Genomic DNA, 17,708 nt, shown 5'->3' on the forward strand with positions numbered 1-17,708 from the left:
ATAATGGCTCAAGTTTATCATCGGCAAGCGTAAGCTGCGTGAAATGAATATTAAGGTGATGATGCAGCACAGGATTGGCAGATAAAAAAAACCCCCGCATCATGCGGGGGAAGACAGGGATGGTGTCTATGGCAAGGAAAACAGGGATACTATGTTACTGGTTACTGCTGGTACTACTCACTGCATGCAGCGGTGATGATGACTGCAATCCTGAGAGCTGACGCATATCATTAAGTCGACGCTCATAATTCTTCTGCAATGTCGCTTGCTGTGCAGGCGTTAGCAGGTGATACATCTGGTTGCGAACCCGAGCCATCTCAACTTGCAGTTCTATCTGCGCGCGGGCTTGTTTCTCTGCCTGCTGTCGGATAGCCGATTCGTTAAATTTGTCTGCAATGACAAGGTCATGCATAGTTTCAATATCCTGAACGCTCATAGCCGGGCGCTCATGTCGTGCTTGCTGCATCAGGTCTCGCATCTGTTGCCGCTGTTGTTCAGTCAGCTCAATGCCATCGAACATGTGGCTTTGCGGATTTTGCGTCATACTGCCTGTCGTCAATCCGCCGTTATGATGCATCTCGTCAATCGTCGTCGTGTCTGCTGCTTCTGCGCTGGCGTGACTGAGAACCATCGCTGAGGCAATGACGACGGCGGTTAAGTAGCGCATCGTTTACTCCCAGTTCGTTCCGTTTTGCGATTCAACGAGAGCTAGTGTACGGCGATAGCTGCAAACATCCGTCAGGGGGTGTAAAACTACGTAAAGCGTTGGATTGCAAGTCAAGGAACACGGTATTTTGCCTGCGGAGGGCAACAAAAAATGAATAAAATCCTGTTGGTTGATGACGACCGCGAATTAACTTCGCTGCTTAAAGAACTGCTTGAGATGGAAGGTTTTGAGGTGATTGTCGCCAGCGATGGCGAGCAGGCGCTTAACCTGCTGGATAACAGCGTTGACTTGTTATTACTCGACGTCATGATGCCGAAGAAGAACGGTATTGATACGTTGAAAGAATTACGACAACAGCACCAAACTCCGGTCATTATGCTGACCGCTCGTGGTAGTGAGTTGGATCGTGTTCTTGGCCTTGAGCTGGGCGCGGATGACTATCTACCAAAACCGTTTAATGACCGTGAACTGGTGGCGCGTATTCGAGCTATTTTGCGCCGTTCAAACTGGAGCGAACAACAACAGCAGCATGACAATAGTTCACCCACGCTGGAAGTGGATTGCCTGCGCCTCAACCCAGGCCGCCAGGAAGCCAGCTTCGATAGTGAAACGCTGGATCTGACGGGCACGGAATTCACTCTGCTCTATTTGCTGGCACAGCACTTAGGTCAGGTCGTGTCGCGTGAGCACCTCAGTCAGGAAGTGCTGGGTAAACGCCTGACGCCGTTTGACCGCGCGATTGATATGCACATTTCAAACCTGCGTCGTAAATTGCCGGAACGTCGTGTTGGCCACCCGTGGTTTAAAACGCTACGCGGACGCGGCTATCTGATGGTTTCGGCATCATGATTGGAAGTTTGACTACCCGCATCTTCGCCATTTTCTGGCTCACCCTGGCTCTGGTGTTGATGCTGGTATTGATGGTGCCCAAACTCGACTCACGCCAGATGACCGCACTGCTGGAAAGTGAGCAACGACAGGGCACCATGATTGAACAGCACGTTGAAGCGGAGTTATCGCAAGATCCTCCCAACGACCTGATGTGGTGGCGCCGGCTGTTTCGCGCCATCGACAAATGGGCCCCACCCGGCCAACGCTTGTTATTAGTCACCAGCGAAGGCCGGGTTATCGGTGCGCAGCACAATGAAATGCAGGTGATTCGTAACTTTATCGGCCAGTCTGATAATGCCGATCATCCGCAGAAGAAAAAGTATGGTCGTGTGGAGATGGTGGGCCCGTTCGCCGTGCAGGATGGTGAAGATAACTATCAGCTCTACCTGATCCGCCCCGCCACCAGTTCTCAACTGGACTTCGTCAATTTACTGTTCGACCGTCCGTTATTGCTGTTGATTGTCACCATGCTGATTAGCTCGCCACTGCTGTTATGGCTGGCGTGGAGCCTGGCGCGCCCAGCTCGCAAGCTTAAACATGCTGCCGATGAAGTGGCGAGCGGAAACTTACGCCAGCATCCTGAACTGGAATCCGGTCCACAGGAATTCCTGGCAGCAGGTTCAAGTTTCAACCAAATGGTGAGCGCACTTGAACGCATGATGACCGCACAGCAGCGTTTGTTATCCGATATCAGTCATGAATTACGCACGCCACTGACACGTTTGCAGTTGGCTACCGCCCTACTGCGCCGTCGCAATGGTGAAGGTAAAGAACTTCAGCGTATCGAAACGGAAGCCCAGCGGCTTGATGGCATGATTAACGATTTGCTGGTGCTCTCACGCACTCAGCATAAAAACGCGTTAGTCAGTGAAGCGATGAAAGCCAACCACCTGTGGAACGGTGTACTGGAAGATGCCAAATTTGAAGCCGAGCAGATGGGTAAAACCATGGATGTGCCGTATCCGCCTGGTCCGTGGCCACTGTACGGCAACCCGCATGCCCTGGAGAGCGCACTGGAAAACATCGTGCGTAATGCGCTGCGTTATTCCCACACGCATATCAGCGTGAGTTTCTCGGTGGATATTCAGGGTATTACCGTTCACGTTGATGACGATGGCCCAGGCGTCAGCGCTGAAGATCGCGAGCAGATTTTCCGCCCCTTCTATCGCACTGATGAAGCACGCGACCGTGAATCTGGTGGCACCGGTCTCGGACTGGCGATTGTGGAAACAGCCGTGCAACAGCATCGCGGTTGGGTGAAAGCCGATGACAGCCCATTAGGGGGGCTGCGCCTTACACTCTGGTTGCCGCTGTACTCCGCTCGTCAATAATTTGCTATGCTTCGGCCCTCGTTTCCGGGGGCCTTATGCTGAACATCGTTTTATTTGAACCTGAAATCCCGCCAAATACGGGCAATATCATCCGCTTGTGTGCCAATACAGGCTTCCAATTGCATCTGATTGAGCCGCTGGGCTTTGCCTGGGATGACAAGCGCCTGCGCCGCGCTGGGCTCGATTATCACGAATACACCTCACTCAAAAAACACGCCAATTACACTGCGTTTATCGAGTCTGAAGCACCACAGCGTCTGTTTGCACTCACCACCAAAGGCACACCTGCCCACAGCGCTGTGAGCTATCAGAAAGGGGATTATTTATTGTTTGGACCTGAGAGCCGTGGTTTGCCGGCAGAGATACTGAACGCGCTGCCAGCAGAGCAGAAGATCCGCATCCCAATGATGGCTGAAAGTCGCAGTATGAATCTGTCGAATGCGGTATCTGTGGTGGTGTATGAAGCGTGGCGCCAGCTTGATTATGCTGGCGCACTGATCAAGAGCTAAATTCCGTCGCCGTACTCGAAGCCCGCGCCGTTGAAGAGTTGGTCCATATCCATCGAAGGTTTATCGCTGGTGGGTTTGCCAACGATACGCGCAGGCACACCGGCTGCCGTGGTATGCGGCGGCACCGGTTGTAGTACCACCGAACCCGCACCAATTTTCGCGCCGCGCCCCACTTCAATGTTACCGAGAATCTTGGCACCTGCGCCAATCATCACACCTTCACGGATTTTCGGATGGCGATCGCCGCTGGTTTTTCCGGTACCGCCTAGCGTGACCGACTGCAAAATCGACACGTCATTTTCCACTACGGCGGTTTCACCAATCACGATACCGGTAGCATGATCGAGCATGATGCCGCGACCAATACGGGCTGCCGGGTGGATATCCACTGCAAAGGAGACGGAGATTTCGTTCTGCAAATAGACGGCTAACGCGCGGCGGCCCTCTTTCCAGAGCCAGTGGCCGATGCGATAAGCCTGTAATGCATGGAAGCCTTTCAGATACAGCAATGGCGTTGAATACTTATCAACGGCAGGATCGCGCTGGCGCACGGCTTGAATATCGTAAGCTGCAGAGACAATCATCTCTGGATCTTCGCGATACGCTTCCTCAACGATTTCGCGTACCGCAATGGCTGGCATGATCGGGTTGGCGAGTTTGTTCGCCAGCATGTAGCTTAGGGCACTGCCAAGATTTTCGTGCTTCAGCAAAGTCGCGTGATAAAAACTGGCCAGCATGGGTTCACAATCAGCCAGCGCTCTGGCTTCAGCTTTGATGTTGTTCCAGACCAGTTCTAACTCTTCTGACGACATTGCTCTGTGCTCCCGATAAAAAAAGCGCCTGAGAGGCGCTGCAGGTGATTTAGCTGAGCATCCTGCTTCAGCTTTGGCTGTTTTCGTCCTTCCTTGCACGGCCAAGTAAACTCAATGCTGCCTCTCGCGCCGATTTTTCGCAATACAGTACCTGATAAATCTGCTCGGTTATCGGCATTTCAACACCCATTCTCGCCGCCAATGCTTTGACTTCTTTGGTGTTTCGGTACCCTTCTACAACTTGTCCGATAATGCGCTGCGCCTCATCAACGCTCTCGCCTTGTCCCAGCATCATGCCAAAACGACGATTGCGGGATTGATTATCGGTACAGGTCAGCACTAAATCGCCCAGCCCCGCCATGCCCATAAAGGTGGTGGGATCGGCTCCAAGAGCGGCGCCAAGGCGACTCATCTCAGTCAGCCCACGGGTAATCAGCGCGGTTCGTGCGTTAGCACCAAAACCAATTCCATCGGAAATGCCGGCACCAATCGCAATCACGTTTTTCACCGCGCCACCCAGTTGCACGCCGATGAAGTCTGGATTGTTGTACACGCGGAAGCTTTTACCGCAATGCAGTTTTTGCTGCAGATCTTCGGCGAACTGTGCGTCAGTGGCAGCCAGCGCTATCGCTGTAGGCAGGCCCGCAGCAAGCTCCTTCGCGAAAGTTGGTCCGGAAACCACGGCCAGCGGAATTTGATCGCCAAGGATTTCACGCGCAACATCCTGCAAAAGACGGCCAGTCTCTTTTTCGAGACCTTTGGTTGCCCAGACAATACGTGAGTCTGCACGCAGATGCGGCTTCAACTGGGTGAGAACGTCGCCAAATACGTGGCTAGGCACCACCACCAACAGATCGCGGCTGGCATTCACCACCGTTGCCAAATCGGCTTCGGGAACAAGATTGTCAGGGAAAGGTACATCAGGCAGGAAAGCGGCATTACATCGGTCAGCCTGGAGCTGCGCCACGCTTTGCGGATTGTGGCCCCAGAGCAGAACCGGATGGCCGTTACGGGCCAGCGTAATGGCCAAAGCGGTGCCGTACGAGCCGGCACCGATGACGCTAATCGAAGCGTTGAGGGTAGTCATCAGGCATCCTGACGTGGCGCTTCGCCTTCACCTTGCTGCTGCAGATAGTTCATGAACAGGGCATCAAAGTTAACTGGCGCCAGATTGAGCTGAGGGAAAGTACCACGAGACACGAGGCTGGTGATGCATTCACGTGCATACGGGAACAGAATGTTCGGGCAGTATGCACCGAGGCAATGTGCCATCTGAGTGCCTTCGATACCGCCGATAGTGAAGATACCTGCCTGCTGAACTTCGCACAGGAATGCGGTGTCTTCGCCAACGGTTGCTGTCACGGTAACGCGCAGAACAACTTCGTAGACTTCATCAGCCAGCTGAGATGAAGCGGTGTCCAGATCCAGTTTCACTTCCGGTTCCCACTCTTTCTGGAAAACCTGAGGCGCGTTTGGCGCTTCGTAAGAAACGTCTTTGGTATAAACACGTTGAATCTGGAACTGCATTTCGTTTGTGCTATGTTCTGACATGTTACTAAATCCTGTGAGTTAAATTGTCTGACCGAAAAATTATGCCTGGAGTAAGGGATCCAGTCCCTGACGCCCATCCAGCGCGTAAAGATCGTCACAGCCACCAATGTGCTGCGCATCAATAAAAATCTGGGGAACTGTCGTACGCCCGCTTCGCTGAATCATCTCTTCACGTTTCGCCGCGTTCCCATCAATAGGAATCTCCTGGAACGAAACACCTTTCTGATCCAACAATGCTTTTGCCCGGTGGCAATAAGGGCATGTGACTTTGGTGTAAATCTCAACATTAGCCATGCGGTTACCTCTGGGAATTATTTACCGCGTACCAGCGGCAGATTCTCACCACTCCAGCCGCTCACGCCATCTTTCAGCACGGAGACTTTTTCAAAACCTTCAGCGCTCAATTTAGCGGCTGACTCACCCGCGCTCTGGCCGGTGGCGCATACCACAATTATGGGCTGCGACTTGTGCTTTTCCAGTTCGGCAAAGCTCCCTTTTTTGATGTCAGCCGCTGCAATATTCACCGCACCTGAAATGTGCCCTTTGCGATAATCATCGCGCGAACGCACGTCTACAACCACCGCATCCTCTTTGTTGATCAGGTGGGTTGCTTCACCACGGCTGATGGTTTTTACCTTAGAGAACATTCCTTTAACGGTGGTCACAATCACCAGAACGAGTAAAACAACCCATGCCAGACTAAGGATGGTGTGATTGCTTGCAAAATGCATAATTTCTTGCATGAGGGGTAACGACTCCAGACCGGGCTAATAAGCTAAAACAAGGGTTCTGAGTATACCTGCGCCACTTAGCATGTACAGTCGCGAAGCGGGCAGAGTTACGATTTGTGCGTCATTTTCCAAAAAAAGTGTTCTAATCGCAAAATTGAGTCAAGGTTTATGCCGCTAAGCTCGGCACCGACATCTTTCGTAAAGCAAAACCCGCCCGGGATAACTGGTAAGCGGCTGTTCATCGTGGAATAATTATCGACTATGAAGGGAAAAGCGACCGTTACACACACAAGGACCTGTCACAACGGCCCAGCGCATCCGTTGTCATCTCGCTGGTCCGAAATCTCCCTGAGCTTGCTCTGCGCGGGCGCACTGTTATTGCCCGTTTACGCGCACAGTGCGGATGACAGTAAAACCCAGCTCAAGTCCATTCAGCAGGATATTGCTAACAAAGAGAAAAGCGTTAAAGCGCAGAAATTACAGCGCAGCAAACTTCTCTATCAACTGCAAAGTCAGGAAAAAGTGATTGCGCAAGCCAGCCGGCAGCTTAGGGAAACGCGCAATAGCTTGACCGCGCTCGACGGCGAAATCACACAAATTACCACCTCCATCTCTCGTCTGGAAAAACAGCAAGCTCAGCAGGAAAAACTGCTGGCTCAACAATTGGATGCGGCTTTCCGACAAGGCCAACACAATGGGTTACAGCTGCTGCTGGGTGGTGAAGAAGCACAACGCAGTGAACGCATACTTGCCTATTTCGGCTACCTTAATGCTGCACGCCAGAAAAACATCGACGATCTCAAACAAACTCAGCAACAGCTGTCCGAGCAGCGTCAGGCATTGCAAGGTAAGCAGGAACAACAAAAATCCCTGTTAGCCCAACAGCAGTCGCAGCAGGCCAAACTGGAAACCGCCAGTGCGGCACGTAAGAAAACCCTGACAGTATTGGAAAGCTCGCTGGAAAAAGATCAGGCCGATTTGGTTGAGATGCGAGAAAACGAAAGCCGTCTGCAGGATAAAATTGCCAAAGCCAAACGCGAAGCGCGTGAGCGTGCCGAACGTGAAGCACGCGAGGCAGAAAAAGTACGCCAGCGTCAGGCGCAGGCAAAAGCCAAGGGATCAAGTTATCAACCCACACAAAGCGAACGTGAGTTGATGGCGCGCACCGGTGGCCTCGGAAAGCCTGGTGGGCAGGCGGTATGGCCGGTGAATGGACGTATTGAACACCGCTTCGGTGAATCCATGCAGGGTGAACTGCGCTGGAAAGGTCTTGTGATTGATGCACCAGAAGGCACCGAAGTGAAAGCCATCGCCGATGGACGCGTACTGATGGCCGACTGGCTACAAGGCTACGGCCTGGTTGTGGTATTGGAACATGGTAAAGGCGATATGAGTCTTTATGGCTACAACCAAAGTGCGCTGGTGAGCGTGGGTACTCAGGTGAAGGCAGGACAGCCTATCGCCCTCGTGGGTACCAGTGGCGGCCGCGGCACGCCTTCGCTCTACTTTGAAATCCGACGTCAGGGACAGGCCGTCAATCCACTACCGTGGTTAGGAAGATAAGTGTTGTTTCAGCCTCAAAAGCTCTCAATTGCGTTCTGCGCACTGTTTTTCACACTATCGGCTCAGGCAGGTAAACTCTCAATTGTGATTGATGACTTCGGTTATCGTCCGGTTGAAGAGAATAAAGTGCTGCAAATGCCCGCTGCGATTTCGGTCGCTGTATTGCCGAATGCACCTCATGCTCGTGAGATGGCGACAAAAGCACATCAGGGTGGTCATGAGGTGTTGATTCACTTGCCAATGGCACCGCTCAGTAAGCAGCCGCTGGAAAAAGATACCTTAACCCCAGAGATGAGCAGCGAAGAGATCGCACGCATTGTTCGGGATGCCTCGGGTAAAGTGCCCTTCGCTGTGGGGCTGAACAACCATATGGGCAGCAAAATGACCTCCAGCCTGCCTGGCATGCAGAAAGTGATGCAGGTGCTAAATCAGTACAATTACTACTTTCTCGATAGCATGACGATTGGCAATAGCCAGTCTATTCCAGCGGCACAAGGTACGCATGTTAAGGTGCTGAAACGCCGGGTATTCCTTGACGATAGTCAGAATGAGGCATCGATTCGCGAACAGTTTACCCGTGCCGTAAAACTGGCACAGCGCGATGGTTATGCCATTGCGATTGGCCATCCGCACCCAACCACCGTCCGTGTGCTGCAACAGATGCTGCTATCACTGCCTGGCGATATTACGCTGGTCCGCCCAAGTCAGTTGCTGAATGAGCCTGTGCATCAGGGTAAAGCTCCGACGACAACCGATAAATCTCCAGCGCCGAAATTCCGTGCTCCGGGGGTGTGTAAGGTCATTAAACCACTGCCGCCAGTGCCGCAAAGTCGAGCCGTTGAAATAGTGATTGAAAATGTGGCAGGTAGTAAGTTAATCAATCAGTTAGGTTTACTTTTTTAACGCAATCATCAACGTTTTTGAAAATTAGCGTTAGCCCCATTCGGGACTAGCGTTTTTTTCGTTATCATTACGAAATTAATTCCCGCGACTGATGTCAAATTTGCCAGGTTCTTAGGGTGAAATGGAATAATGAAAAAGCTTTGGAAAATAAACGTAATCAATAACGTACTCAGTTTACATGCCAGACTGAGCCAGATTGACAAAAACAAGACACCGCTAAGCTCAAATCATGAGTTTAAGCGCATTGTTATTTTCTCAACGACCGCATTAGGAGATCTCCTTTTTAATACTCCTGCGATCAAAGCCATAAAGCATCGCTATCCAGAGGCCAGGCTCATGCTGGTATCCAGTGATAAAAACCGTGATCTCGTTGAAAAAAGTCAATGGTTTGATGAAATAGTCATCTGGGATAATAAAATAGTTCATTCCCATCGCGTAATCAGGAGAATGAGAAAATTCAAACCTGATATGACTGTGCTACTGCATTCAACATTGGGCTATGACATTCTCTGCGCACGCCTGTCTGGCTCAAAATACATTATTAGAGATAATTTCAGAAGTGACAATACCGTCTTTAATCACTGGATAGATCATTATTCATCGGCAACAGATGTTCATATTATTCAGCGCAAACTCGACCTGATTAGTATTCTTGGATGCAATACAACAGATATCAGAATGCAATTTCCCATTGCAATTCACTCTGTAGAACGTGAAAACTATCGACCTGTAATTGGCTTTCAAATGGGGGCGTCCGGGAAAAACCGTTGCTGGCCAGTTGAACATTTTTCTGAACTAGCAGAGCGTATTTTAGAAAATAACAAAGATGCAAAAATAGTATTGACTGGTGCCACCCAGGATAAAAACATTGAAAAATCATTCTTTGATTTATTAAAAAATAAATACCATTCAAGGGTTCACTCTTATATTGGTAAGACTCGCCTACCTGAACTCTTACAGATAATTAAAAACCTTGATGTGTTGATCACAGGTGACACTGGACCACTACATATTGCTATCACGGCAGAAACGCCGACAGTGAGTCTTTATGTCAGTGCTAATCCCAGACATACAGGACCTTATCAGGATTTACACATCCATCAGACTATCAGAATTGAACCTGAATCTAATGATGATCCGCATTACCCATTAAGAAAAATAAGCGTTGATCAGGTTTATAACGTGATGATGAAAAATATTTCAGTCTAAAATTACACTACCAGATAGCAAGCGATCTGGTAGTGGTTTTTATCTAGGCCTTACGGGATGACAAAACTATCGCTAATGGCAACCAGAATAATACCCATGTTTCTCCTGGTCCACCAATCACAAACATCCCCTGAGTAACAAAAAACATCAAAGAGAAGAGATAAATTGAGGCTTCTAACCCCATGCCTTGATGATACTTTCTATACGCATGATACAAGCCAACCAGGATGAGTGATGCCATAAATAGCACACCCACCACACCGCCTTTTAAGAAGGCCGATACATAAATACTGTGTGTGGTTATAACATGTTGGCCAATACTGTTTACAAATGTCAGCTGCTTATCAAACCCCCAACCGAAATAGGGATGAATCATTGCATCTGAAATGGCATGATTCCAGATTCCAAATCTGATAAAACTCTGCGCATAAGAGGAAACAATGCGCGCATAAAAATCACTGCCATAATCGGTAAAGCCGAAGAATAATAAAATAGTAGCGATTGAAATCATGATATACAAAACATGTTTAAGGTGAACATGTTTATATTTAGCAAGTAAGACAGCTAAAGAAACCATTAAAGCCAATAATGGACCTCGACTTTGCGTCAAGATCAAGCCAATAAAGAGCAACGATGCAGGTATGTAAATCCAGTGTCGGCCTGACTCACGGGCAATAATCAGTGCACTTAAAATACCAAGAGCAAAATATCCACCGAGATCAATGACATTTTTTGGCGCGGCAAAAAAACCGTTTTCAAGTCTATTAGTCAGTAGCGTGCTTTTGTCTACCAACATAAATGTCAAAACAAGGACAATAAAACACCCGGAAAAAATGCATCCATAAACCTTCAGCAAACCATAACGCTTAATACAGTAATCAAACATACAAACGAAAAAAAGAAGATAAACGGTATGCTTCAGAGTTGAAATTATATTCTCTGGAACACTTGTCCATAAGTTCGTAATACTGTAATAAATGAGGAATAGTGCAATAACGCCTATTGACCTCCAGGGATATGGCTCGGGAAGACTAAGCTTTTTTCGCTGGAAAAACAAAAATATCATCATCGTTGTAATCGACAGATGAAATAAATTATTTACTTTTCCAACACCTGTAAATATGGTCATTAAAAATAAAAATGCCATAAAAGAAATAGATGCAATAAATTCTAAACTTTCAGTTTTTTTTAAAAATGACATCTGGCGTCGCCTTCTCGAAAATTTCCTCTGTCAGTCCACTATTCATAGACAAATTGTAAACCTTTATCCCTGCATGATTAAGCTCGATGCTGGCATTCAAGAATGCGGGCTTTATAACTTGAGTAAAGTTTTCCCCTAAAAAGCTTTTCTGCTTATTATTTTCATTTTCATAAAATCGTGGGGATGAAAAATTATTCATATCAACCCCTGCTAACAGTATACGATTTGAACTGAGCCATACGGCTATTTGCAACGCCCAATAGGCCACTGTACCCGCATCAAAAATACCTTGTCTGATATCCCATGAAAAACCTGATAATGGATCAGTTGGATAGACTGATAATCCTTTATTATCATTGAAATTCAAAGCATACTCAGCAGGTACTACTGATTTTCGAAATATCTTATAACTCAGATCTTCAATAATAGCCAAACGACACTTTATCTTATCGACTCCAATGCAATTCAACATATCATTGAGGCAATGAACTGTTGTAAAGAGCGTCAACTCAGGGTCGCCCAGTACTTTTCCGACAATATCAAAACGATTCTCAACAAAACCGCGATCGACAATAACATAATATGAAAATACGACTTTATCTCGTAGGTGATAAGCGCCATTAACACCAATAAATGTCGTTTCTGAAAGTAATTCAAAATCAAGATCATTCACTGACGGGCCAGTTGCCAGTATCGTCATATCATTGGTAACGGTTTTACGTAATGAATCTAATGCTTCAATTTTTATTTCATTTTTTCGCCAGACTAGCCGTTCAATATGGTCTTCTGCTCCACGTTGAATTCTGATATGAGGCCAAAAATTTTCATTGTGCCGATAAGCTCGTTCATGGGTATAACGATAGATTTGTTTAAATATTGATCCCATTCAAAGCAATTCCCGCAATTTTTCCATTACGCTCACGGCGGATATAGCCTGCATTCTGCCACCTGCACCGCGTAGCTCATGCTGATTCTTCCCATACCCCCCAATCAGCCCCGGATCAGTTGGACCAAACAGCGTAATATTCGGGCGGTCCAGCGCGGCGGTCAGGTGACTCAAACCCGTGTCGACCGAAACGACAGCGCGTGCCCCCGCCAATTGCTGTGCCACTTGCTCCAGCGCTAATTTTGGCAGCACCTCAACATGGTTAAAACCTTCCGCCATTCTTAATGCACGCTGATGCTCATGTTCAGCACCCCAAGGCAGTTTCACTCGCAGACCTGTCGGCTGTACCCGTTCAATAAGTTCGCGCCAGTGCGCCTCTGGCCAATGTTTGTTATCGCGGGTGGTCGCATGCAAAAACACCAGGTATTGATGCGCATCGTTGGGCAGCGTAGAAAGGAAATGTCCCGCAATGGCATAATCACCCTGGGTCTCCGGTTTCGCATAATCCAGGCTTTTCGCAAATAGCTCACGCGTGCGTTCAACCGCGTGTTGCTGTTTATTAATTTCATGGCGTTTGTCATACCACCAGCTGGCAAAGGGTTCCCGCGCGCTGCGGCTGTCTTGCCCATGCTTTACGCCTTTAGCCAGTCGCGTCACCAGCGCGGCGCTTTTGATCAACCCTTGCGCATCGATCACCACATCATACTGGCGCGATTGCAGGTCTCGCTTAAACAGAACGCGCTCTTCACGCTGCTGGCTACCAAACCAATGTTTACGCCAGCGACGAATCGCCACCGGCAGCACTTTATCTACTGCCGGATGCCAGCTGGGGATCTGTGCAAAATTTTCTTCGACGACCCAGTCAAAACGGATGCCAGGAATGGCCTGCATCGCATCAGTGAGCGCCGGTAACGTGTGCAGCACGTCCCCCATTGAGGAGGTTTTTACAATCAAAACGTGCATGGCTACTCCTGCACCGGATGCAGCAGCGTGCTAAATTCCTGATGAACTCGAGCAGGCTGAATATCAATGAGACTTTGGTGATAACCCTCTTCGGCATCACCTTTACGTACTTTGTGATAGCCAGAGATCAAACGAATTACGCGTGCCTGATGAGAGAGCGGCGGAGTGAAATCCGGGCTACTTGGGCCATATAAGGCGACCAAAGGACGATTCAGTGCGGCGGCAATGTGCATCAACCCGGAATCATTACTGACGATAGCCGCGCAATGTGCAATTAAGATAACCGCTTGTTCTAATTGCGTATCGCCGGCCAGATTTTTGCAGTGCGCTCGTGCTGATTCCGATAACGTCTGAACAATAGTGTCACCGGTTTCGCGATCTTTTGCGGAACCGAACAACACCACCTGGTACCCTTCGGCAATCAGTTGCTCGGCAAGCGCCGCGTAATGGTAGTGCGGCCAGCGCTTGGCTGGGCCAAATTCAGCGCCAGGGCAGAACCCTATAGCAGGACGATCGGCCGACAAAGAAAATTGCGCTGCTGTCATGCGCTTTTCATCTTCATCGACACGCAACTGCGGCCACAGTAAGGGCTGCGGCAACTGTTGTGCGGAGGCGATGGGTTTGTCGTAGCCCAGTGCAACATAGCGCTCCACCATCAGCGGAAACGCGGCTTTATCCAGCACACGCACATCGTTCAACACGCCATAGCGCATCTCACCACGCCAGCCGACACGGCGCTTAATACCTGCAAAGAACGGCACCAGCGCTGATTTGAACGAATTTGGCAGCACATAAGCACGGTCATAATTGCTGACCTGAAGGGATTTGCCCAAACGCCGCCTTTCACCCAGTGCCAAAGCGCCATGGCCCAGTGGCATCGCCAGCGCCTGATTGACTTCCGGCATCCGTGACAGCAGTGGCCGGCACCAGGCCGGCGCCATCACATCAATGACCGCATCCGGGTGCTCAGCCTTGAGCGTGCGATAGAGACTTTGCGACATCATCATATCGCCGACCCAGGAAGGGCCAATGACCAGAATTTTCATCGCTGGTGCCGGTTTCCTTATGCTTTACGATTGAGCCAGGTCATGTATTCACCCACGCCCTGAGCAACGGTTTTAAATGGCTTGTCATAACCCGCTGCGCGCAGATTGGTCAGGTCCGCCTGAGTGAATGCCTGATAGCGGCCTTTCAGTTTCTCAGGGAACGGGATGTATTCAATCTGGCCTTGCTGATGGAACTTCAGTACTGCATCGGCGACTTCCTGGAAGGATTCTGCACGGCCAGTACCACAGTTGTAGATGCCAGATACCCCGTTTTCCCAGCACCACAGGTTTACTGCAACGACATCGTCAACATGGATGAAATCGCGGCGGAAGTCGTCGCTACCTTCAAACAGTTTTGGATTTTCACCGTTGCTGATCTGCGTGTTGAGGTGGAATGCCACGCTCGCCATACCGCCTTTGTGACCCTCGCGAGGGCCGTAGACGTTGAAGTAGCGGAAGCCACACACAGGAGAATCGGCTTCCGGCAGAATCTGACGCACGTAGTGGTCGAACAGCATTTTTGAATAGCCATAGACGTTCAGCGGCTGCTCGTACTGGCGCTCTTCAATAAAGTTTTCATTGCGGCCACCGTAAGTGGCCGCTGAAGAGGCGTACAGGTAAGGAATTTCACGTTCCAGGCAGAAATGCAGCAAGTCTTTGGAGTACTGATAGTTGTTATCCATCATGTACTTGCCGTCCCACTCGGTGGTCGCCGAGCAGGCACCTTCATGGAACACCGCCTCGATTGGACCCAGATCTTCGCCGGACATGATGTAAGAGAGGAACTCTTCTTTGTCCATGTAATCCGCGATATCCAGATCTGCGAGGTTCACGAATTTGGTGCCATCTTTCAGATTATCCACCACCAGAATATCGGTAAGACCGCGATCGTTCAGCGCTTTAACAATGTTGCTGCCAATCATGCCAGCGCCACCGGTTACGATAATCATATGCTTTGCCTTTAAAGAGTTGGGGTGAAACAGGAGGTTTCACGCACGAATGCCTAACATCATAACATTTCAGCCCGAGACAGGCAGCCAGATGACTCCGTAACCGCTGCACAATTTGCATCCATCGCGTGAACTATGCTGCAAAACAAAGATTTCTCTGGCGGAAATGTCGGCACGATGCATCCTGATCAGTAATATGTTCCAAAATTTTGCTATCTGAGGAGCAGAATCATGTCCAGTCAGTTTTATTCGCAAATCCGTCAACAGCTTGTGACAACACGTAGCGATGGATTGTTCAAACAAGAACGTACCATCACGTCGGCGCAGCAGGCTGAGATCCATGTCGCTAATAGCCCTCCGGTGATTAACTTCTGCGCCAACAACTATCTCGGTCTGGCGAATCACCCCGCGCTTATTCAGGCCGCCAAAGAAGGCATGGATTCCCACGGCTTCGGCATGGCATCCGTGCGCTTTATCTGCGGCACGCAAGATATTCATCAGCAGTTGGAACAAAAGCTGGCGGCCTTTCTCGGCATGGAAGATGCCATCCTGTTTTCCTCTTGCTTCGATGCCAATGGCGGTCTGTTTGAAACGTTGCTCAGTGCGGAAGATGCCATCATCTCTGATGCACTCAATCATGCCTCAATTATCGATGGCGTACGCCTGTGTAAAGCCCAGCGCTATCGGTATGCCAACAACAATATGTCTGAGTTACGTGCTCGGTTAGAGGAAGCGCGTGATAAAGGTGCACGCCATATTCTGATCGCCACAGACGGTGTGTTCTCGATGGATGGCGTGATTGCCAATCTGCAAGGCATTTGCGATTTGGCCGACGAATTTGACGCATTGGTGATGGTTGATGATTCCCACGCAGTCGGTTTTGTCGGAGCGGCTGGACGTGGCACCCATGAATACTGCGGCGTAATGGATCGCGTAGATATCCTGACTGGCACATTAGGCAAAGCGCTAGGTGGTGCTTCAGGTGGCTATGTGGCTGCGAAAAAAGAGGTGGTTGAATGGCTACGCCAGCGTTCACGCCCTTACCTATTTTCCAACTCCCTGGCACCTGCCATCGTCGCCGCCTCGCTGCGGGTGTTAGACCTGCTCAGTGAAGGCGATGGGTTACGCCAGCGCCTTTGGGATAACGCCCGATTCTTCCGCGAGAAGATGACCGCAGCCGGCTTTACGCTGGCGGGTGCTGACCACGCCATCATCCCGGTGATGCTTGGCGATGCAAAAGTGGCTCAGCAGTTTGCCAGCCTGCTGCAAAAAGAGGGTATCTATGTCACCGGCTTCTTTTACCCGGTGGTGCCGCAGGGTCAGGCGCGCATTCGCACTCAGATATCTGCAGGCCATACGCAGGCACAGTTGGAACATGCCGTTGCCGCCTTTACGCGCATTGGTCAACAGTTGGGCGTGATTGCAGGAGCCGCAAAATGAAAGCACTAGCCAAGTTAAGAGCTGAAGAAGGCATCTGGATGGTGAAAGATGCGCCGATTCCGGAACCTGGTCACAACGACCTGCTGATTAAAATTCGTAAAACTGCAATTTGCGGCACCGATGTTCACATTTACAACTGGGATGATTGGTCGCGTAAAACCATTCCCGTTCCGATGATCACTGGCCATGAATATGTCGGCGAAGTCGTCGGTATGGGCGAAGAGGTAAGAGGCTTTACCCTTGGCGATCGTGTGTCCGGCGAAGGTCATATCACCTGCGGTCACTGCCGAAATTGCCGCGCCGGTCGCACTCACTTGTGCCGCAATACCGTGGGTGTCGGCGTCAATCGTCAGGGCTGTTTCGCCGAGTACCTGGTCATCCCTGCATTTAACGCTTTCAAGATTCCCGACAATATCTCTGACGAGCTGGCAGCGATTTTCGATCCCTTTGGCAACGCCGTGCATACCGCGCTCTCGTTTGATCTGGTCGGCGAGGACGTGCTGATCTCTGGTGCTGGTCCTATTGGTATTATGGCTGCAGCGGTGTGCAAACATGTGGGCGCACGCAATGTGGTCATCACCGATATCAATGATTATCGCCTCGGCCTGGCACGCCAGATGGGCGTGACACGCGCCGTAAATGTGGCGCAGGAAAATCTGCGCGATGTGATGGCTGAGTTGGGTATGACCGAAGGTTTCGATGTCGGGCTGGAGATGTCTGGCGCGCCTCCCGCGTTTCGCACCCTGCTGGAGGTGATGAACCATGGCGGGCGAATCGCCCTACTGGGCATTCCGCCGGGCGAGATGGCGATCGATTGGAATCTGGTGATCTTCAAAGGACTGTTCATCAAAGGCATCTATGGCCGCGAGATGTTTGAAACCTGGTACAAAATGGCAGCGTTGATTCAATCCGGCCTCGATTTAACGCCCATTATCACACATCGCTACCACATCGATGAATTCCAGCAGGGATTTGACGAGATGCGATCCGGGCGTTCAGGAAAAGTGGTATTGAGCTGGGATTAAGGATTCACAGGGAGGCTTTTGGGCCTCCCA

At 50.0% G+C, this 17,708-nt stretch carries 19 protein-coding genes; 8 read left to right on the forward strand and 11 right to left on the reverse strand.

The window, feature by feature from the left end; all coding sequences use genetic code 11:
- Positions 1-154: 154 nt before the first annotated feature.
- Positions 155-667: a cell-envelope stress modulator CpxP gene (gene cpxP / locus FD737_RS17970; protein WP_097119670.1), complete on the reverse strand. Its 513-nt coding sequence runs from the start codon at positions 665-667 to the stop codon at positions 155-157.
- 150 nt (positions 668-817) lie between these two features.
- Between cpxP and cpxR the strand changes: the two genes are divergently transcribed.
- The 3 genes from cpxR to trmL are packed head-to-tail and all read left to right on the forward strand — an operon-like array spanning position 818 to position 3,398.
- On the forward strand, positions 818-1,516 hold the full coding sequence (cpxR, locus tag FD737_RS17975; RefSeq protein WP_160834182.1) for an envelope stress response regulator transcription factor CpxR: 699 nt from the start codon (positions 818-820) through the stop codon (positions 1,514-1,516).
- Positions 1,513-2,889, forward strand: coding sequence for an envelope stress sensor histidine kinase CpxA (gene cpxA / locus FD737_RS17980; protein ID WP_160834183.1), 1,377 nt, complete (start codon positions 1,513-1,515; stop codon positions 2,887-2,889). The genes cpxR and cpxA overlap by 4 nt, the downstream gene beginning before the upstream one ends.
- A gap of 35 nt (positions 2,890-2,924) precedes the next feature.
- The gene (gene trmL, locus FD737_RS17985; protein WP_058960119.1) at positions 2,925-3,398 is read left to right on the forward strand and encodes a tRNA (uridine(34)/cytosine(34)/5-carboxymethylaminomethyluridine(34)-2'-O)-methyltransferase TrmL; all 474 of its coding nucleotides are present in this window, start codon (positions 2,925-2,927) and stop codon (positions 3,396-3,398) included.
- Here trmL and cysE read toward each other — a convergent pair.
- From cysE to FD737_RS18010, 5 genes are all read right to left on the reverse strand, one after another.
- Positions 3,395-4,210: a serine O-acetyltransferase gene (gene cysE, locus FD737_RS17990; protein ID WP_034823780.1), complete on the reverse strand. Its 816-nt coding sequence runs from the start codon at positions 4,208-4,210 to the stop codon at positions 3,395-3,397. The two genes, trmL and cysE, sit on opposite strands and share 4 nt — an antisense overlap.
- Positions 4,211-4,277: 67 nt before the next feature.
- Positions 4,278-5,297, reverse strand: a complete 1,020-nt coding sequence (gene gpsA / locus FD737_RS17995; RefSeq protein ID WP_160834184.1) for an NAD(P)H-dependent glycerol-3-phosphate dehydrogenase — start codon at positions 5,295-5,297, stop codon at positions 4,278-4,280.
- On the reverse strand, positions 5,297-5,761 hold the full coding sequence (gene secB, locus FD737_RS18000; protein WP_034823785.1) for a protein-export chaperone SecB: 465 nt from the start codon (positions 5,759-5,761) through the stop codon (positions 5,297-5,299). Before secB ends, gpsA begins: the two co-directional genes overlap by 1 nt.
- Before the next feature lie 39 nt (positions 5,762-5,800).
- Positions 5,801-6,055: a glutaredoxin 3 gene (gene grxC / locus FD737_RS18005; RefSeq protein WP_007885328.1), complete on the reverse strand. Its 255-nt coding sequence runs from the start codon at positions 6,053-6,055 to the stop codon at positions 5,801-5,803.
- 17 nt (positions 6,056-6,072) lie between these two features.
- A complete protein-coding gene (locus tag FD737_RS18010) occupies positions 6,073-6,504 on the reverse strand; it encodes a rhodanese-like domain-containing protein (RefSeq protein WP_160834185.1) in 432 nt (143 codons plus the stop codon).
- A 249-nt stretch (positions 6,505-6,753) separates the two neighbouring features.
- Between FD737_RS18010 and envC the strand changes: the two genes are divergently transcribed.
- From envC to FD737_RS18025, 3 genes are all read left to right on the forward strand, one after another.
- On the forward strand, positions 6,754-8,055 hold the full coding sequence (gene envC / locus FD737_RS18015) for a murein hydrolase activator EnvC (protein WP_160834186.1): 1,302 nt from the start codon (positions 6,754-6,756) through the stop codon (positions 8,053-8,055).
- Between the two features lie 3 nt (positions 8,056-8,058).
- Positions 8,059-8,958: a divergent polysaccharide deacetylase family protein gene (locus FD737_RS18020; RefSeq protein WP_160834204.1), complete on the forward strand. Its 900-nt coding sequence runs from the start codon at positions 8,059-8,061 to the stop codon at positions 8,956-8,958.
- Between the two features lie 129 nt (positions 8,959-9,087).
- Positions 9,088-10,167 carry a glycosyltransferase family 9 protein gene (locus tag FD737_RS18025; protein WP_058960120.1) on the forward strand — a complete coding sequence of 360 codons (1,080 nt, stop codon included), beginning with the start codon at positions 9,088-9,090 and terminating at the stop codon, positions 10,165-10,167.
- 43 nt (positions 10,168-10,210) lie between these two features.
- On the opposite strand, the gene FD737_RS18030 is transcribed toward FD737_RS18025, so the two are convergent.
- The 5 genes from FD737_RS18030 to rfaD are packed head-to-tail and all read right to left on the reverse strand — an operon-like array spanning position 10,211 to position 15,213.
- Complete coding sequence (locus tag FD737_RS18030) at positions 10,211-11,368, reverse strand: O-antigen ligase (protein WP_160834187.1); 1,158 nt, start codon at positions 11,366-11,368, stop codon at positions 10,211-10,213.
- Complete coding sequence (locus FD737_RS18035; RefSeq protein ID WP_097119667.1) at positions 11,346-12,254, reverse strand: sugar glycosyltransferase; 909 nt, start codon at positions 12,252-12,254, stop codon at positions 11,346-11,348. The genes FD737_RS18030 and FD737_RS18035 overlap by 23 nt, the downstream gene beginning before the upstream one ends.
- The gene (gene rfaC, locus FD737_RS18040) at positions 12,255-13,217 is read right to left on the reverse strand and encodes a lipopolysaccharide heptosyltransferase RfaC (protein ID WP_097119666.1); all 963 of its coding nucleotides are present in this window, start codon (positions 13,215-13,217) and stop codon (positions 12,255-12,257) included. It lies immediately after the preceding gene.
- Positions 13,218-13,219: 2 nt separating this feature from the next.
- The gene (rfaF, locus tag FD737_RS18045) at positions 13,220-14,263 is read right to left on the reverse strand and encodes an ADP-heptose--LPS heptosyltransferase RfaF (protein WP_160834188.1); all 1,044 of its coding nucleotides are present in this window, start codon (positions 14,261-14,263) and stop codon (positions 13,220-13,222) included.
- Positions 14,264-14,280: 17 nt separating this feature from the next.
- Positions 14,281-15,213: an ADP-glyceromanno-heptose 6-epimerase gene (gene rfaD / locus FD737_RS18050; RefSeq protein ID WP_160834189.1), complete on the reverse strand. Its 933-nt coding sequence runs from the start codon at positions 15,211-15,213 to the stop codon at positions 14,281-14,283.
- 231 nt (positions 15,214-15,444) lie between these two features.
- On the opposite strand from rfaD, the gene FD737_RS18055 reads away from it, so the two are divergent.
- Together FD737_RS18055 and tdh are read left to right on the forward strand one after the other, a co-directional pair.
- A complete protein-coding gene (locus tag FD737_RS18055) occupies positions 15,445-16,653 on the forward strand; it encodes a glycine C-acetyltransferase (RefSeq protein WP_160834190.1) in 1,209 nt (402 codons plus the stop codon).
- Entirely contained in the window at positions 16,650-17,678 is a 1,029-nt protein-coding gene (gene tdh, locus FD737_RS18060) for an L-threonine 3-dehydrogenase (RefSeq protein WP_097119663.1), read from the forward strand. Before FD737_RS18055 ends, tdh begins: the two co-directional genes overlap by 4 nt.
- The last annotated feature ends 30 nt before the right edge of the window (positions 17,679-17,708 follow it).

The organism is Pantoea sp. Seng, from assembly GCF_009829935.1.
GTDB lineage: Bacteria > Pseudomonadota > Gammaproteobacteria > Enterobacterales > Enterobacteriaceae > Pantoea > Pantoea communis.

What these genes read in the sequence shown, in the direction of transcription:
- cpxP (WP_097119670.1), bottom strand. Translation starts at nt 667, where the DNA reads ATGCGCTACTTAACCGCCGTCGTCATTGCCTCAGCGATGGTTCTCAGT.
- cpxR (WP_160834182.1), top strand. Translation starts at nt 818, where the DNA reads ATGAATAAAATCCTGTTGGTTGATGACGACCGCGAATTAACTTCGCTG.
- cpxA (WP_160834183.1), top strand. Translation starts at nt 1,513, where the DNA reads ATGATTGGAAGTTTGACTACCCGCATCTTCGCCATTTTCTGGCTCACC.
- trmL (WP_058960119.1), top strand. Translation starts at nt 2,925, where the DNA reads ATGCTGAACATCGTTTTATTTGAACCTGAAATCCCGCCAAATACGGGC.
- cysE (WP_034823780.1), bottom strand. Translation starts at nt 4,210, where the DNA reads ATGTCGTCAGAAGAGTTAGAACTGGTCTGGAACAACATCAAAGCTGAA.
- gpsA (WP_160834184.1), bottom strand. Translation starts at nt 5,297, where the DNA reads ATGACTACCCTCAACGCTTCGATTAGCGTCATCGGTGCCGGCTCGTAC.
- secB (WP_034823785.1), bottom strand. Translation starts at nt 5,761, where the DNA reads ATGTCAGAACATAGCACAAACGAAATGCAGTTCCAGATTCAACGTGTT.
- grxC (WP_007885328.1), bottom strand. Translation starts at nt 6,055, where the DNA reads ATGGCTAATGTTGAGATTTACACCAAAGTCACATGCCCTTATTGCCAC.
- FD737_RS18010 (WP_160834185.1), bottom strand. Translation starts at nt 6,504, where the DNA reads ATGCAAGAAATTATGCATTTTGCAAGCAATCACACCATCCTTAGTCTG.
- envC (WP_160834186.1), top strand. Translation starts at nt 6,754, where the DNA reads ATGAAGGGAAAAGCGACCGTTACACACACAAGGACCTGTCACAACGGC.
- FD737_RS18025 (WP_058960120.1), top strand. Translation starts at nt 9,088, where the DNA reads ATGAAAAAGCTTTGGAAAATAAACGTAATCAATAACGTACTCAGTTTA.
- FD737_RS18030 (WP_160834187.1), bottom strand. Translation starts at nt 11,368, where the DNA reads ATGTCATTTTTAAAAAAAACTGAAAGTTTAGAATTTATTGCATCTATT.
- FD737_RS18035 (WP_097119667.1), bottom strand. Translation starts at nt 12,254, where the DNA reads ATGGGATCAATATTTAAACAAATCTATCGTTATACCCATGAACGAGCT.
- rfaC (WP_097119666.1), bottom strand. Translation starts at nt 13,217, where the DNA reads ATGCACGTTTTGATTGTAAAAACCTCCTCAATGGGGGACGTGCTGCAC.
- rfaF (WP_160834188.1), bottom strand. Translation starts at nt 14,263, where the DNA reads ATGAAAATTCTGGTCATTGGCCCTTCCTGGGTCGGCGATATGATGATG.
- rfaD (WP_160834189.1), bottom strand. Translation starts at nt 15,213, where the DNA reads ATGATTATCGTAACCGGTGGCGCTGGCATGATTGGCAGCAACATTGTT.
- FD737_RS18055 (WP_160834190.1), top strand. Translation starts at nt 15,445, where the DNA reads ATGTCCAGTCAGTTTTATTCGCAAATCCGTCAACAGCTTGTGACAACA.
- tdh (WP_097119663.1), top strand. Translation starts at nt 16,650, where the DNA reads ATGAAAGCACTAGCCAAGTTAAGAGCTGAAGAAGGCATCTGGATGGTG.